This window comes from Pedobacter psychroterrae, assembly GCF_004331695.1.
In the GTDB taxonomy this organism is placed as follows: Bacteria; Bacteroidota; Bacteroidia; order Sphingobacteriales; family Sphingobacteriaceae; genus Pedobacter; species Pedobacter psychroterrae.
In genome coordinates, this window is record NZ_SJSL01000001.1 from 976,381 (window position 1) to 989,412 (window position 13,032).

17 protein-coding genes are annotated in these 13,032 nt (G+C 38.1%); 5 read left to right on the forward strand and 12 right to left on the reverse strand.

Annotated features, from left to right (window positions below):
* Positions 1-18: 18 nt before the first annotated feature.
* Both EZ437_RS04235 and EZ437_RS04240 read left to right on the forward strand, forming a co-directional pair.
* A complete protein-coding gene (locus EZ437_RS04235) occupies positions 19-1,605 on the forward strand; it encodes a S8 family peptidase (protein ID WP_131593557.1) in 1,587 nt (528 codons plus the stop codon).
* 65 nt (positions 1,606-1,670) lie between these two features.
* Complete coding sequence (locus EZ437_RS04240) at positions 1,671-1,994, forward strand: hypothetical protein (RefSeq protein WP_131593559.1); 324 nt, start codon at positions 1,671-1,673, stop codon at positions 1,992-1,994.
* A 452-nt stretch (positions 1,995-2,446) separates the two neighbouring features.
* Here EZ437_RS04240 and EZ437_RS04245 read toward each other — a convergent pair whose 3' ends face one another.
* The 12 genes from EZ437_RS04245 to EZ437_RS04300 all read right to left on the reverse strand — a co-directional run bounded on the left by EZ437_RS04245 (position 2,447) and on the right by EZ437_RS04300 (position 9,674).
* Entirely contained in the window at positions 2,447-2,800 is a 354-nt protein-coding gene (locus EZ437_RS04245) for a DUF4260 domain-containing protein (RefSeq protein ID WP_131593561.1), read from the reverse strand.
* Between the two features lie 11 nt (positions 2,801-2,811).
* Positions 2,812-3,387, reverse strand: a complete 576-nt coding sequence (locus EZ437_RS04250; protein WP_131593563.1) for an NAD(P)H-dependent oxidoreductase — start codon at positions 3,385-3,387, stop codon at positions 2,812-2,814.
* A gap of 73 nt (positions 3,388-3,460) precedes the next feature.
* Positions 3,461-4,282, reverse strand: a complete 822-nt coding sequence (locus tag EZ437_RS04255; RefSeq protein WP_131593565.1) for a helix-turn-helix domain-containing protein — start codon at positions 4,280-4,282, stop codon at positions 3,461-3,463.
* Positions 4,283-4,382: 100 nt separating this feature from the next.
* The gene (locus tag EZ437_RS04260; RefSeq protein ID WP_131593567.1) at positions 4,383-5,303 is read right to left on the reverse strand and encodes a helix-turn-helix domain-containing protein; all 921 of its coding nucleotides are present in this window, start codon (positions 5,301-5,303) and stop codon (positions 4,383-4,385) included.
* An 18-nt stretch (positions 5,304-5,321) separates the two neighbouring features.
* A complete protein-coding gene (locus EZ437_RS04265) occupies positions 5,322-6,155 on the reverse strand; it encodes an SDR family NAD(P)-dependent oxidoreductase (protein ID WP_131593569.1) in 834 nt (277 codons plus the stop codon).
* A 172-nt stretch (positions 6,156-6,327) separates the two neighbouring features.
* On the reverse strand, positions 6,328-6,540 hold the full coding sequence (locus tag EZ437_RS04270) for a hypothetical protein (RefSeq protein WP_131593571.1): 213 nt from the start codon (positions 6,538-6,540) through the stop codon (positions 6,328-6,330).
* Entirely contained in the window at positions 6,537-6,911 is a 375-nt protein-coding gene (locus EZ437_RS04275; protein WP_131593573.1) for a rhodanese-like domain-containing protein, read from the reverse strand. The genes EZ437_RS04270 and EZ437_RS04275 overlap by 4 nt, the downstream gene beginning before the upstream one ends.
* Positions 6,912-6,945: 34 nt before the next feature.
* On the reverse strand, positions 6,946-7,929 hold the full coding sequence (locus EZ437_RS04280) for a hypothetical protein (protein ID WP_131593575.1): 984 nt from the start codon (positions 7,927-7,929) through the stop codon (positions 6,946-6,948).
* An 8-nt stretch (positions 7,930-7,937) separates the two neighbouring features.
* On the reverse strand, positions 7,938-8,273 hold the full coding sequence (locus EZ437_RS04285; RefSeq protein ID WP_131593577.1) for a DUF3817 domain-containing protein: 336 nt from the start codon (positions 8,271-8,273) through the stop codon (positions 7,938-7,940).
* A 13-nt stretch (positions 8,274-8,286) separates the two neighbouring features.
* A complete protein-coding gene (locus EZ437_RS04290) occupies positions 8,287-8,751 on the reverse strand; it encodes a hypothetical protein (RefSeq protein WP_165500342.1) in 465 nt (154 codons plus the stop codon).
* A gap of 48 nt (positions 8,752-8,799) precedes the next feature.
* Positions 8,800-9,384, reverse strand: coding sequence for a TetR/AcrR family transcriptional regulator (locus tag EZ437_RS04295; RefSeq protein ID WP_131593579.1), 585 nt, complete (start codon positions 9,382-9,384; stop codon positions 8,800-8,802).
* A 98-nt stretch (positions 9,385-9,482) separates the two neighbouring features.
* Entirely contained in the window at positions 9,483-9,674 is a 192-nt protein-coding gene (locus EZ437_RS04300) for an alpha-ketoglutarate-dependent dioxygenase AlkB family protein (protein WP_131593581.1), read from the reverse strand.
* A 5-nt stretch (positions 9,675-9,679) separates the two neighbouring features.
* Here EZ437_RS04300 and EZ437_RS04305 point away from each other — a divergent pair, with 5 nt between their 5' ends.
* The 3 genes from EZ437_RS04305 to EZ437_RS04315 all read left to right on the forward strand — a co-directional run bounded on the left by EZ437_RS04305 (position 9,680) and on the right by EZ437_RS04315 (position 13,026).
* Positions 9,680-10,321, forward strand: coding sequence for an OB-fold nucleic acid binding domain-containing protein (locus tag EZ437_RS04305; RefSeq protein ID WP_225869487.1), 642 nt, complete (start codon positions 9,680-9,682; stop codon positions 10,319-10,321).
* An 81-nt stretch (positions 10,322-10,402) separates the two neighbouring features.
* A complete protein-coding gene (locus tag EZ437_RS04310) occupies positions 10,403-11,638 on the forward strand; it encodes a hypothetical protein (protein WP_131593583.1) in 1,236 nt (411 codons plus the stop codon).
* The gene (locus EZ437_RS04315) at positions 11,635-13,026 is read left to right on the forward strand and encodes a hypothetical protein (protein ID WP_131593585.1); all 1,392 of its coding nucleotides are present in this window, start codon (positions 11,635-11,637) and stop codon (positions 13,024-13,026) included. The genes EZ437_RS04310 and EZ437_RS04315 overlap by 4 nt, the downstream gene beginning before the upstream one ends.
* The last annotated feature ends 6 nt before the right edge of the window (positions 13,027-13,032 follow it).

Consider the following 13,032-nt stretch of genomic DNA (forward strand, 5'->3'; position numbering starts at 1 on the left):
TTATTAAATAGTAATTCTATGAAGTCAACAAATAAACTTGTAATAACTCTTGTTTTGCTTTTTGCTTTTTCGGCTGTTCAGGGCCAAAAGCCGATATCACTTCCATTCAACTGGCATTTACTGGATCTTGTTCAAGACAGCTTATTTGGTTCAGGGGTAGAAAAAAGCTACCTTAAATTGTTAAAAGGGAAAAAAGCAAGGCCAGTTGTAGTTGCGGTGATTGATGGTGGTGTAGATATTAACCATGAGGATTTAAAAGCAGTTATCTGGAATAATCCCAAAGAGATTCCTGGTAATTTAAAAGATGATGATCGCAATGGTTATGTAGATGACATTCATGGATGGAATTTTTTGGGGTCTGCGAAAGGAAATGTGCAGTACGACAATATGGAAATTACCAGGATAGCTGTTGCCGGAGATGTCAGGTTTAAAGGATTGAATTCCGCAACTGTTAAAAAAGAGGATCTTGCAGATTATCTGTTGTACAAGGCCAGTAAAGATGAGGTTGATAAAGACTATGCGGAGGCAAAGGGGATGGTTGATAATCTTGAGCCTTTTAAGAATGTGCTCGACACAATTTTGGTAAATATGAATCGTAATCCTAACCCGTCTTTAAAGGATTTTGAGATTTACAGACCAACGACTGCTGGTCAGGCGCGAGTGAGAAGCGTAATGATGCAGCACCTTGCTACAGGTCAGCAATTTAAGGATATTTATGCGCAACAAATTGCCGGTTTGTTGGCGTTTGTGAAAAAGATTGCGGATTACCATAAGAATAAAACTTATGACTCCAGGATAATGGTTGGAGATAATAAGGAATTAGGTTCTTACTATGGAAATAATGATGTTGTTGGTCCTGATGCTGGTCATGGTACACATGTTGCAGGTATAGTCGCTGCGGTACGGGGAAATCAAATAGGTATGGATGGGGTTGCAAGTGCCGCCAAGATTATGGTTTTAAGGGTGGTTCCGGATGGTGATGAAAGAGATAAGGATGTCGCTAACGCAATAAGGTACGCTGTTGACAATGGGGCTTCGATTATAAATATGAGTTTCGGAAAATCATTGTCTCCAGATAAAAAAATTGTTGATGATGCTGTTAAATATGCAATGTCTAAAGATATTCTTATCGTGCATGCAGCGGGTAATGAGAATATGAATACTGATATGCATCCGGTTTATCCTAACCGGAACTATCAGGATGGTGGAAAAGCTGCGAAGTGGATAGAAGTTGGATCATCTAATCCGTTGAATGATCGCAGTTTGAAATCCTCATTTTCAAACTATGGAAAAATCAGCGTTGATGTCTTTGCACCTGGAAATCAAATTTATAGCGCCATTCCGGGATCGGGCTACGGATTTAAAAGTGGTTCTAGTATGGCTGCCCCAGTGGTTGCTGGTATTGCTGCATTGTTAAGGTCTTATTATCCAAAGCTTAAGGCAGGGCAGATAAAGGAGATATTAATGAATTCTGTTTCTCCCGTTCAGCGTTCGGTAGATATTGCTGTAAATAATGATTCTGTTGCTATACAATTTTCAGATTTATCGCTAAGTGGGGGAGTGATCAATGCTTTTCAAGCGCTCGAAGCTGCATCAGCATATTGATAAGGATTTTTATTTTTTTGTAAAAACATCTTTAATACGGGTTTGATGTACAATATCGTCCAGATATGTTAATACGGGTGGTAAATATTATATTTAGGAATATTGATGAGAAGGCGCCCTTAAGTCCGGAATCTAGGGAATTGCAGATGGAATTTGTACTCAAACTAATTGAGTTGATTGAGCCTTTATCTCTGTTAGACTTGAATGGTCAGGCTATTGAAATGAAGGTTCAGGATCATTTTTCCGATCCTAACTGGCAATGTGTACTGGTGCTTGAACAAAAAATTAATGACCGGTTACCGTTTTACCATGGGGCTGAGCTGCTACATTTAAAAGAATTGTCAAGTATACTGCGTGATGCAATGTCAAGAGGGGTATCTGGACAATAGGAAGTTAACTGGTTGATGTCATAATAAAGAAATGCAAATTCGGTTGCTTTAAATTCATCTGTTGCAAACTTTCCCAGAGTTTTAATAAAATTGTTATGTCTAAGATGAGTGATGTTTGGTTACTATACGGAAGTACTGGGCTTCCAATAAGACGTTCTTGTCATAATCTTATTATTTTTTGCACCTTCTGATAAAGAGTTCAGAATAAATGTGTTTTCAGTTAGTTTCGATTAGCCATAATTAAACACTATGAATCCTTTAATCAATTGTTTTTTTATTAAACGTGATATCTGCATGCTGTATGGGCATTATTAATCGGGTAAACCCAATACTGGATATATTCGTTCGGTCTACTGCGGCTTTTTAAAGCCACGGTTAATGCTTGATGTTGCTAATTATTTCTTGTTGTTTTTTGTAGAAATACCGAAAGGCATTTTAATCAGGCTTTCTAGCTACCAAAACTTTCCATTACTTAAGTTGGTATGCCAAAACCCATCAAAGTATTTTAAGCCTGTACCGATGCCCCTGTCCATTGTAGAATGTGCAAGCAACATTATGCCAACAAGCATAAAGTTCTTATTTCCCTTTGCCAAACCATAAAGGCCAATCACAACTGCTGTTCCCTTGAAATGAACGATGTTGTACAGAATTGCTCCAACAACAGGATTGATGAAATAACCCACCATAGCCAGGTCTGGCACCAATAAAAGGGCCGGGAACCACCACCATTTCAGATTCATTCGTGAGAACAGGTAAATGCATCCCATAAACATTGTCAACTCTTCAATTTGAATTAAAATTTCCATAAAATTTCGTTTTAGTTTTTGTATGATAATATAATTTGTGATTTCCAATCTTCGATGCTTTCAGAACTTGGCCTGTCTGCCCTATCAAAGAAAAAGTGTTTTTTAATTTCCAAGCCTGAATAGCTATAAATACCCTTATCGGAAGTGAGGCTAAGCGCAGTATCCATTCCAATGGCCTCATATTCAGCATTGGATTTCCCATGTGTGTTAATTATGATTGCTTGCTTGCCTGCAAGTAAACCTTTTTGTACGCCATTGTCATAGCGGTAGGCAAACCCATAGCTAAAGACACGGTCTATGTAACCTTTCATTATTGCAGGCAAACCCGTCCACCAAATGGGATGTATAATGGTGATGCAATCTGCCCAAACAATAAACTCCTGTTCTTCCCTTACGTCGTCGGCAACTATTCCAGCTCGCTGACCAGCCATGTCAACCAATGAAAGTACTGGATTAAAATCTAGCTGATACAAGTCTCTAACTGCTACTTCGCTACCCATCATTTTAAGATGGTTTGTAAGCGAAGCCTTAAATTGACTGTTTAAACTTTTGGGATTGGGATGGGCATAAATAATTAAATGTTTCATCGTTTTATTTTTTATTGATCTGATGAAACAAAAGTATGGTACCGCTACCGGCTAGAATTGTAAGAAAACGAAATCAACTTATCGGATTACAAATATCTTGTTGAAATTTAAGGTATTTGGCGGGACTGAGGTTGATGTAATGTTTAAAGTCGTGGATCAGTTGGCTTTGGTCGTAATAACCGCATTCGCTGATGATTTCAAACCAATCTATCTTAGAAGCATTTTTGGCAAGGGTTTGGATAAGGTCGATCGCTTTTAAAAACCGTTGGTAACGGCCAAGTTCTTTCGCTGAATAACCGAAATGTTTTTTATGGTTAAGTTGGATATTCCTTTCTGTTTGATTGTTTTGGTCGGCAACAGCTTTAATGGGATTTAAGGCTTGCTGACTAAAATTGGCCAATTGTTCGGCAACTTTAGGTCGGTAAATAAGGTAAGGATCACTAAATTTAAGGATATGGTTTACCCTATCTTCTATACGGTCTAGTTTATTCAGTTCATGCCACAAAACCGTAAAGCAGTCTTCATTAAGTAGTTCATCAGGATTGATGGGAACGTGTTCAGCAATAGCAGCATTTCCAAAAAAACGGTAGAACGCATCATCCTTAAAATTGACCGTTAATATCTCAGCACCTGCAGGCAGGGTGTATTCAAATGCATGCTTAATTGGACCAAGCATGAGGCAATTTTCCACATCTATTAGAGTATTTTGCCCTGACTTGAGGGATGGGACAGCCCCAAAACTAAAAATGAGGATAGTTTGGTAAGATGGCAACAAGGTTTTGGTAATGATTTCGCTAGATTTATTTTCTGCAAAATAAAAATGGGAAAACACTTCTTGATAGGCTGGGGAAACAGGAATCCTAAAGGTGTTGTATCCAAAAGTATTTTCTTTCATTTTTTTATTGATTATTAGAAATCAATTATTCTAACTTATCTAAAATTGACAAAACCTTATTGCTTTTCTAACCTGCCTCTTTCAAAATATTTTTATTAGTTCAATTAATCAAAGCCCGGAATTTCAACGGTGTTAAATTGGTTTTATTCTTAAACAACTTACTAAATGATTGTGGATATTCAAAACCAAACAGATAGGCAATCTCACTAACAGACAAATTTGTCGTAGCGAGTATTTCCTTTGCTTTTTCTATCAGGTAATTATGGATATGCTGCTGGGTGTTCTGCCCGGTAAGATTGCGCAGCATATCACTTAAATAATCTGCAGAAACATTTAATTGACCTGAAATATATTGAACGGTTGGCAGCCCAATATTCCGTAATTGTTCACTGTTGAAATAATCAGAAAGCGAGCGTTCCAATTTCACCAACAAATCGCTACTTGCTGCTTTACGGGTAATGAACTGCCGGTTGTAAAATCGATTGCAATAATTTAATAACAATTCGATGTGGGAAATGATTACGTCCTGACTAAAATTGTCAATGACCGACCTGTACTCCTTATCTATATTTTGCATGATGGTGGTTATAGATTTTTCTTCATCTTCAGAAACATATAATGCTTCATTTACTGCATAAGAAAAATATCCATATTCCTTTATGCTTTTCCCCAATGGATAATTCCTAATAAAATCAGGATGTAAAACCAACCAATATCCAGCTAATTTCGAATCAGGAACAATATCTGTGGTTATTACCTGTGCAGGCGAAAAAAAAGTCATTATACCTTCATCAAAATCATAATACTGTTGCCCATACTTCATTTTACCTTCGAAATTATATTTGATGGCGATGCAATAGAAATTATATGAAACACTGCGCAAACTTTCATCATCAAAGCATTTAATGTCCTCGAAACTGATCACGCTAACTAAAGGATGTTTTGGCTTGGGCAATTCCAACAATCGATGCAGTTCGGAAATCGAATTGATGATATAAGGTTTGCTATTGATATTTTTCATTTCTATAAAGATAAAAAATTAGTCGAAATTGGTGGAAAGGGTCAAATGTTTCCAAGCTTCAAATTCTTGCTTTTGCTTTTCATTATGATCCAGTACCAACTGGTAAGTATCTGGCCCTAACAATAATCGCAAAGGTGGCTTTTCCAACTTTACAATATCGGTCAATATCTTTACCAGTTTTTCAGGGTCGCCAGCTTGTTGACCGCTAAATGCTGACCATATTTTTTCTGCTTTGTCCAAACCATATTCCTCAATTCTATTTTTGGCAAAGGTCATGGAGCCCTTGTCCATAAAGTTAGTCCTAAATTGCCCAGGTGCAACTACCGTAACCTTTATGCTAAAATCTGCTACTTCTAGCGCCAATGCCTCAGATAGCCCGATAACCGCAAACTTTGATGCGTTATAACTCGTTGCATTTGCAAAACCCACATAACCTGCATTTGATGAAATATTGATAACATGCCCAGATTTTTGTTTTCGTAAATACGGCATCACATTCCTAATCACGTTAACCGCTCCAAAAAGATTTACATCTACGGTTTGGCGAAACTCTTCATCAGTCATTTCTTCCATACTACCAACCAATGAGTAACCTGCATTATTAACAACCACATCAATTTTGTGAAATTTTGAAACAGCTTGTTCCATTGCATTTTTGACATCCTTGTCGGAAGTAATATCCACTTTAATGGGCAGGAAATTATCCTGATATTCCGTAACGGAAGTTTTAAAACTTTCGATAGTTCTTGAAGTAGCAACTACTTTATCGCCCTGCGACAATACTAATTTTGTTAATGCTAGGCCCATGCCTTTTGACGCCCCGGTTATAAACCAAACTTTTTGATTGCTCATGATTTAATATTTTTGTGTGATACAAAATTGAGGCATTTGCAAAAATAAAAAGTGCTTAAAACCTGTAAGATTGTATCCAAAACAAGAAAATCGGTTCGCTTAGGATCCTTAATAGCTGGATTTCAGCTCATCGCCATGCTCTTTGCACATTCTGAACAACACCTATAATCTTTCAAAACAATAATTCCTCACAGCAAAAACCATTTTCCTGCAACAATTTGATAACTGTTTCAGATATTTGACTAATGCTGTCTACCCGCAAAATCTTATCACAATCTTCAAGGTCGAAATTCCATCTTGCTCCTATTAAACATTTATCCAGTTGCGGCTTAAGCGCTTCCACATCGGTGGTATCAGTAACATTGGTCTTAAAAATCATTATCATTTGCTGTTATCTTGTTGATTAACTATTTTTTCCAAATCGACCCATGCACCTCCATTATAAACGTGCTTGAAACCAAGTTCTTTTAGTATTTTCTGTACTTTAACACTTCGAAGACCATGAGAACACGTGGTGATGTAAGTTTTTTCTGGATCTAGCTCTATATATCGATCTCGGATGGTACCCATTGAAATATTTATGGAACCCTTGATATGTCCCGTGTTGTATTCTTTGACGGTTCGCACATCTAAAATTATCCCACCTTTCGCAATTTTGGTCGCAAGCGCCGAGTCGAGGTTTACAAAACGATAGGCGAGATATCCCAGATACATTGTGGTAATTACGCCCAAGAGAATTAGCATTGTTTTTATCATGACTTGTATTTTAATTTGATACTTATATTTTGATTTATTTGAGGGTTTTGATATAGGCCCTGATCAGTTCAACTCCTTCCTTATCAACTACTGTTGTTCCGAGTTTAGGCATGTGGTAATCTCCCATTTCATTCATCCTAATGATGATGTTGTTCTTATTAAGTTCGATGCCAGAGCGTTCGATGCTAGTGTTATAATCAAGGTTAAGTGTAGTTTGCCCTGCATATCCGCCAGGTTGGTGGCAGTGCGCACAGTTAATATCTAGGTAAGCCCTAGCTCTTTGCGCTATTGGTGTTTCTTTGTATTTGTAAGCTGGAAGTCGTTGAAAAGTATCCAAACTAGAGACGTTAATCAACCCCTTATTCATCAAATATTGCAATTGGTTTACCTGTTTTCTGTCACGTTCCACAACCCTATTCAGGTTCCTTACTTTTGGACCTATGGGCAAGATTTCGTTTCCGGAGCGGTGACAACTTACACACTCGTTATTGCGGGGGATATGATAAGCAATCTGTCTTTTTTCTCCAGTGAAGCCTTCCACTTTTAGCTGTACTGTTGCTCCTTCCTTAATTAAAAACGCATCAGTTTGTCCTTCATTCCATTGATAAGTCGCCACATTCCATTTTGAGCCAGCAAAAATAAGCAACCTCGTTTCAACAATATTTAACCGCTTAGCGCTCTCAGATCCGTAGTAAAAAGTCTTGGCAATTAAGGTTCCTTCTGGAAAATCAGGCAATCCATTTCCATTCAAGGTTAGTTTTTTTCCAGCTGGCAGCTTGATCAATCGTTGTTTCTCAGCATAATCAGTAAAAAGGGTCGAAGAGAGTTCGAAGAGCTCAACCCCTAAAGTTGGGTGGAGCGCTGACATCTTTCCTTGAAAAAGATGGTAGTTCGAAAGTTTTTTTTTAAAAACCACTTCATTTCTAATGTCGGGGTTACCAGTAGTATTACAAGAAAGTACGTAGATCAATGGTGCAACCAGCACTAACAGCATAATGATGTGTTTTTTCCCTTGCATAGCTTTGATCAGTCTTTTATTCCGTTTTTTTCGTTCAAAATAGATTCAGGGAGCAGAACATGCTTATCGATGTAAAATGTACCAAATGGAACTATACAGGCCAGTAGTACTCTCCAGGTAGTTTTCGAAAAAGACCAGCGATAGGAAACCCCTACACTCAACGTAATAAATACAAACAGGCAGAAAAGTAAACCATGCACTGGCCCCAGCAGCTTTACCAGTGCTGGATAATGAAAAAAGTACTTTAATGGAGCGGCAACAAATATTAATAAGATAAGAGAAATTCCTTCGAGAAAGCCTATAATTCGCAGCCTGCCTATCGGAGTCTTGAATAAGTATATCATAACAGTATTTTAATTAAAAAGATCTAAAAAATGGACGGCTGGCCAGAGGTGAAAATGGCCATGGAATTGCGATGAATATCACGCTGAGCGAAAGCGAAAACCAGAGCAACATCGTTCCAAATTTTTCCCGGTCAGTCTGCATCCTTTTAGCTCTTGCAGAACCTACAGTAATCAGTACAACAGAAAGTATCATAAGGGCGATGTGTACATACCTTAAAAAATCATGTTCAGCCAGCCATAAGTGCTTCTCAGCAACAGCAGAATTAAATTTTACGATCGGACTAATCATGTACAAACTCAGTCCCAGCATGAGCTGGATATGTGAAATCGTTGCTGTAAAATGGCGAATGAAATTATCATGTCTATTAAAAATTCGGGTTCTAAAATATCCCCTTGCCGACAAGTAAATACCATAAAATAAAAAAATAAGGACCAGCCATCTGTTGGCTGAATGCAGTGTTAGAAGAGTTTGATGCATAAAACAAAATTTAAAGATACTATTTGGTATGTTTTTAGGTAAAAAAATTTAAAGTTTGATAAGGTAGCTTTTTAGTCCACTTAAGTAGGTTTTATAGGCATCCCTACCCATTACCTTTCCAAGAGTTCTTACTCCTCCATACCCGGAAATAATCATTACCGCAACTTCTTCTGGAGAAACATGAGGTTTAACGAGTGCGGTTGATTGGGCTGATCGAACTGCCGAAACAATCGCATCATGCCAAGTAGATACCAGTTTGGAAAGTGCCGTTTTAAAGAGGTTGCTAATGGGTGACATTTCTTCGATAAGATTAATTGCTGGACAGCCATATTCTACATTGAAAAAACCTTTGTCATTCAGTAACATTTCCATCATCTTATAAAGGTCAGTAACAGGATCTGTACTATTTTCCAGTGGTTTTATCATCTTATCATACAAGTTTGGATAAAGCAACTCACTGATCAGGCCCAACCCCATTTGCTCTTTACTTTTGAAATGGTAAAAAAAAGCTCCCTTTGTTACATTGGTAGTCGAAATAATATCATCTATGCTCGTTGCCTGATAACCTTTTTGATAAATCAGATCAAAAGATTTTTGCATGATGTAGTTACGTGTTTCTCCTGATTTTGACATAAGATACTACTTAGTATGTTTTACAAAAGTATTAAAAAAAATCACTTAGATTAATTTCTTGAGTCATATATAAGTAAATCCTGTTAGATCAATCACTTTTATCTATTAGCTATTTTAGCCACCGAATCTCTACCATCCCGGTAAACGTTTAATAGTACCCGGTCGAATTTTATTTCCGTAATGTTTTCTACCGTTGCTTTGATTTCCAGTAAGGTCGGTGTCCACTCATGTCCGTTCTCGCCACCGTAATAGGCAGTCATGCGTGGATCAGCAATCACTTTGTCATACATCTTCCTTGAGCGCTATTTCTGCTTTGCAGGATATGCCGGTAGAATTGTTTAAAGGTCAGGCGTCTGAAAGTGTATTGGAAACGCAGGTGGAATTGCCGCTGATGAGTAAGGGAGAACATGTAGTGCAGGATTACAATACAGTCGGACTTTCCTTAAAAGCACACCCTGTAAATTTTGTTCGCTCGCAACTGGATATGCTGAACATACGCTCCTGCCATGCGATCAATAACGATTCGACCAATGGACAACTGGTGAAAGTAGCAGGATTGGTTTTGGTTCGCCAGCGTCCGGGAACGGCTGGAGGGGTTTGTTTTATTACCATTGAGGATGAATCGGGTTACTCCAATTTGGTTGTGTTTGAAAAGTTGTTTGAGACTTTTAGGAAGGAGATCCTGCATTCAAGGTTATTGATGGTGGAGGGCCGGTTGCAAAGGGAAGGCCAGGTGGTGCATGTGATTGTAAGCAAGTGTTTTGATTTTACCAAGATGCTGGGCAAGCTGGTGCAGCGGGAAGTTGATGATTTGCCTATTTTGACATTAGCACGGGGTGATGAGAAAACTGCTCCTTATCCGGCTCAGGATAAAAGGTCGCAGGTTAGGGAAGTGGTGCCGAAAGAGGCGTTTCATGGGGGTAGAAATTTTAAGTAGATAGCTTTGTTGCTGAATGAGTGTTAGGTGGCAGTTCGAATGTGCTAGATTTTATTAAATTTACTGACTATTGAAATAATTATGAATGCTGAAGTTATTGATGAAATTACAGAAGGTGTAGCGAAATGCTATCTTATCAGGGTAAAACTGACAGATTATATAACTAGCCTGCCCGGCGATTATCGTGATTACGAGGTGCAAAGGGAAATCGTCAACAACAGTTATCTCGATAATCTTATACAAACTATCCTTGAAAGACGGCATATCCCGCAAATGGTTTTAGTGGCAGAAGACTCAACACTTCAGCCTCATAATGGCAATATAAAAATTGGCGCTTTTAAAGTTCTTGACGGACTACAGAGAACCTATCGGCTTAAAGTGATTTATGATACAATACAACTTGCTATAAGTGAACTTAAGGCCTCTCCAAATATCGTTGACCTAAGCAGATCTCAATTATCAAGGGAATATCGTGAACAACTACGCGAAATAAAGAGTTCAGCTATTCTGTTTGAGAAATTACTAAATTACTTTAGTGAAAATGCTTATGAAGATCCAATAGCTCTAAATCAGCTTTTGGATCGCTCGCAATGGTTCGAGTTATGGGTTGGCCTTGAACCGCCTGACGAAGTCAATAAAATGCTGATTTTAAATGCCGGCCATAAGGCTGTAAAAAACCAGCATCAGTTGGAATTGTTATTTAGCAACATGCTGCCACTTTTTAAAAATATGAATCATGTAGGGTTTGAAGTTATACGTGAACGGGACACATCAACCATTGCTTATTCAAAACACCGAGTTGCAGGCCAATTCCATTTCTCACATCTCATTACTTCCGTTCTTTCGTTTAATGCTGGCAAACCCATTACGAATAACGTTAATTTGATACAGAAAGCGAACTCTGATGACTTTGACGACACAATCTTTGAAAAACTTATAAGTTATAATTTCATCGAACAATTTATTAGCACATTGATGCTGCTTGATGACGAGCTTTCTAAAGTGTACGGTGATGTCGCAATAAGATGGTTAGGCAGAGAAACATCCCTAACTGGATTATTTGCTGCATGTGGAAAGTACTCCAAAGAACGCGACTTAATTCCTGTTGTTGCTCTGACGGAACTCACGCAAAAGATAACAGCAAATCCGCACGCACTAAATCTTAAAAACTTTGAAGAAATACGAAATTCTCTTAATTTGTCTAAAGTAAATATTGGCAATGTTAATAAAAAGGCTGTTTTTGATGCCTCTTTTGACCTACTGTCTGGTTATTCGGATTTCATTATTTGGCAATCATATTTTAATAAAGCCGTATGATAGCCAAGCTAAATATTCTTTACGACAAATTTTTGCCCCTCTTAGCCGACTATTCGGATACTTACGCAGGATATCAGGCCTATGAAGATGTTCAGCCCGATCAGGCTAGAAAGGATAGATTGTTTGAACTGGCAGAAAAAATTGCTGGTTACCAAAATGCTGTTGTCGCCTCAATGGCAGCAAACGTAATTTACAATGATTTCCAACCATTAACTACGGCAGTATCGGATTTGGCTACTGAATTTTCAGATCACCCAGTGGGCAGATTTAGCGAAGTCCTTATGATAATTAAGATCATTGATGTTATTGAAAAGGAGGTTTCAGGTAGTGGGCATCCGCTGGACCTCACCGTCGAACTTGACGACCAAATTTTTTGTTTAGAGGAAATTGTCCGCCCTATGCAGCGTTCAAATTTCCTATCGGAGGATCCGGCAGCCATTGAAAATTCTATCGTACTTTTTAATCTTTCGGACTTAAACGAACTTCAGAATTTTATTGAAAGCGCATTGTTTGGCATGGATCTGCTTTTTCACTTACTTGAAAAGCTTGGTCACGCAACCGCGCCTTTAATTGAGGGACAATTTGTATTGATAAGGAGGGCTCAGCAAGGCCAGGCAGAAGCTGTATTTTCTTGCGCTGCTCTACATTTGGTCAAGGCAGGGAAACTTGTCCATGAGCCAGTCAATTACACAGGTATTCCATCTGTTAGTGCATCCCGTAAAATTCTATCAGATCAAAAATTCCAACAGTTTTCCGATTCGCTTATGATTCTTAGCGAATATAATAGCCAACAAGATATCTTAGATAAATATTTGCGTATTTATCATTTAATTGAGCATTTTATGTTCCGCAAACCAATTGTGGAGCTTGAGCGAAGGAGAAATAACCTGCCATTTTCGATCAGAGATTTTAGAAGTCTTTATAAGAGCGTCGAACAGAGTGAGCCTGATGCTATTAAGGCCTTACTCAAGGAGGTAATGAAGCGTGAAATTGAGCCCAACGTTACATTTACTGACAAAATGTTTGTGGATTGGCAAGCATTATCCGGCCACATAATTGATATAAATCAGTTAAACAGATTGTTTGAATTGATGCTCATAAATGGAAAGAACCCATTTTCGTACGCTGCTATTACAGCGATGACACTGCCAGATATTTTTCATAAACTAGTTTATGCTTTCAGAAATTCTGTTGTGCACAACAAGGCAACGGAATTTCATTTGAACCATGAGACAATGACCATTCATCACGAGACCGGCAATGTTGCCCAGTTAGTCATAGAAAATTTTCTGCTTCCATCTCTTGAGCAAATATCATTTTACCTTATTATTGAAAATAATGATCTTGTCTGGTATCATAATCCGCATCTTACCCTATTTACCGTTTGATCATTA

Excerpts from the sequence above, each read along its gene's own strand:
- EZ437_RS04285 (WP_131593577.1), bottom strand. The coding sequence starts at position 8,273 with ATGATATACTTATTCAAGACTCCGATAGGCAGGCTGCGAATTATAGGC.
- EZ437_RS04290 (WP_165500342.1), bottom strand. The coding sequence starts at position 8,751 with ATGCATCAAACTCTTCTAACACTGCATTCAGCCAACAGATGGCTGGTC.
- EZ437_RS04255 (WP_131593565.1), bottom strand. The coding sequence starts at position 4,282 with ATGAAAGAAAATACTTTTGGATACAACACCTTTAGGATTCCTGTTTCC.
- EZ437_RS04235 (WP_131593557.1), top strand. The coding sequence starts at position 19 with ATGAAGTCAACAAATAAACTTGTAATAACTCTTGTTTTGCTTTTTGCT.
- EZ437_RS04270 (WP_131593571.1), bottom strand. The coding sequence starts at position 6,540 with ATGATAATGATTTTTAAGACCAATGTTACTGATACCACCGATGTGGAA.
- EZ437_RS04280 (WP_131593575.1), bottom strand. The coding sequence starts at position 7,929 with ATGCAAGGGAAAAAACACATCATTATGCTGTTAGTGCTGGTTGCACCA.
- EZ437_RS04240 (WP_131593559.1), top strand. The coding sequence starts at position 1,671 with ATGTTAATACGGGTGGTAAATATTATATTTAGGAATATTGATGAGAAG.
- EZ437_RS04250 (WP_131593563.1), bottom strand. The coding sequence starts at position 3,387 with ATGAAACATTTAATTATTTATGCCCATCCCAATCCCAAAAGTTTAAAC.
- EZ437_RS04300 (WP_131593581.1), bottom strand. The coding sequence starts at position 9,674 with ATGTATGACAAAGTGATTGCTGATCCACGCATGACTGCCTATTACGGT.
- EZ437_RS04295 (WP_131593579.1), bottom strand. The coding sequence starts at position 9,384 with ATGTCAAAATCAGGAGAAACACGTAACTACATCATGCAAAAATCTTTT.
- EZ437_RS04310 (WP_131593583.1), top strand. The coding sequence starts at position 10,403 with ATGAATGCTGAAGTTATTGATGAAATTACAGAAGGTGTAGCGAAATGC.
- EZ437_RS04315 (WP_131593585.1), top strand. The coding sequence starts at position 11,635 with ATGATAGCCAAGCTAAATATTCTTTACGACAAATTTTTGCCCCTCTTA.
- EZ437_RS04245 (WP_131593561.1), bottom strand. The coding sequence starts at position 2,800 with ATGGAAATTTTAATTCAAATTGAAGAGTTGACAATGTTTATGGGATGC.
- EZ437_RS04265 (WP_131593569.1), bottom strand. The coding sequence starts at position 6,155 with ATGAGCAATCAAAAAGTTTGGTTTATAACCGGGGCGTCAAAAGGCATG.
- EZ437_RS04260 (WP_131593567.1), bottom strand. The coding sequence starts at position 5,303 with ATGAAAAATATCAATAGCAAACCTTATATCATCAATTCGATTTCCGAA.
- EZ437_RS04275 (WP_131593573.1), bottom strand. The coding sequence starts at position 6,911 with ATGATAAAAACAATGCTAATTCTCTTGGGCGTAATTACCACAATGTAT.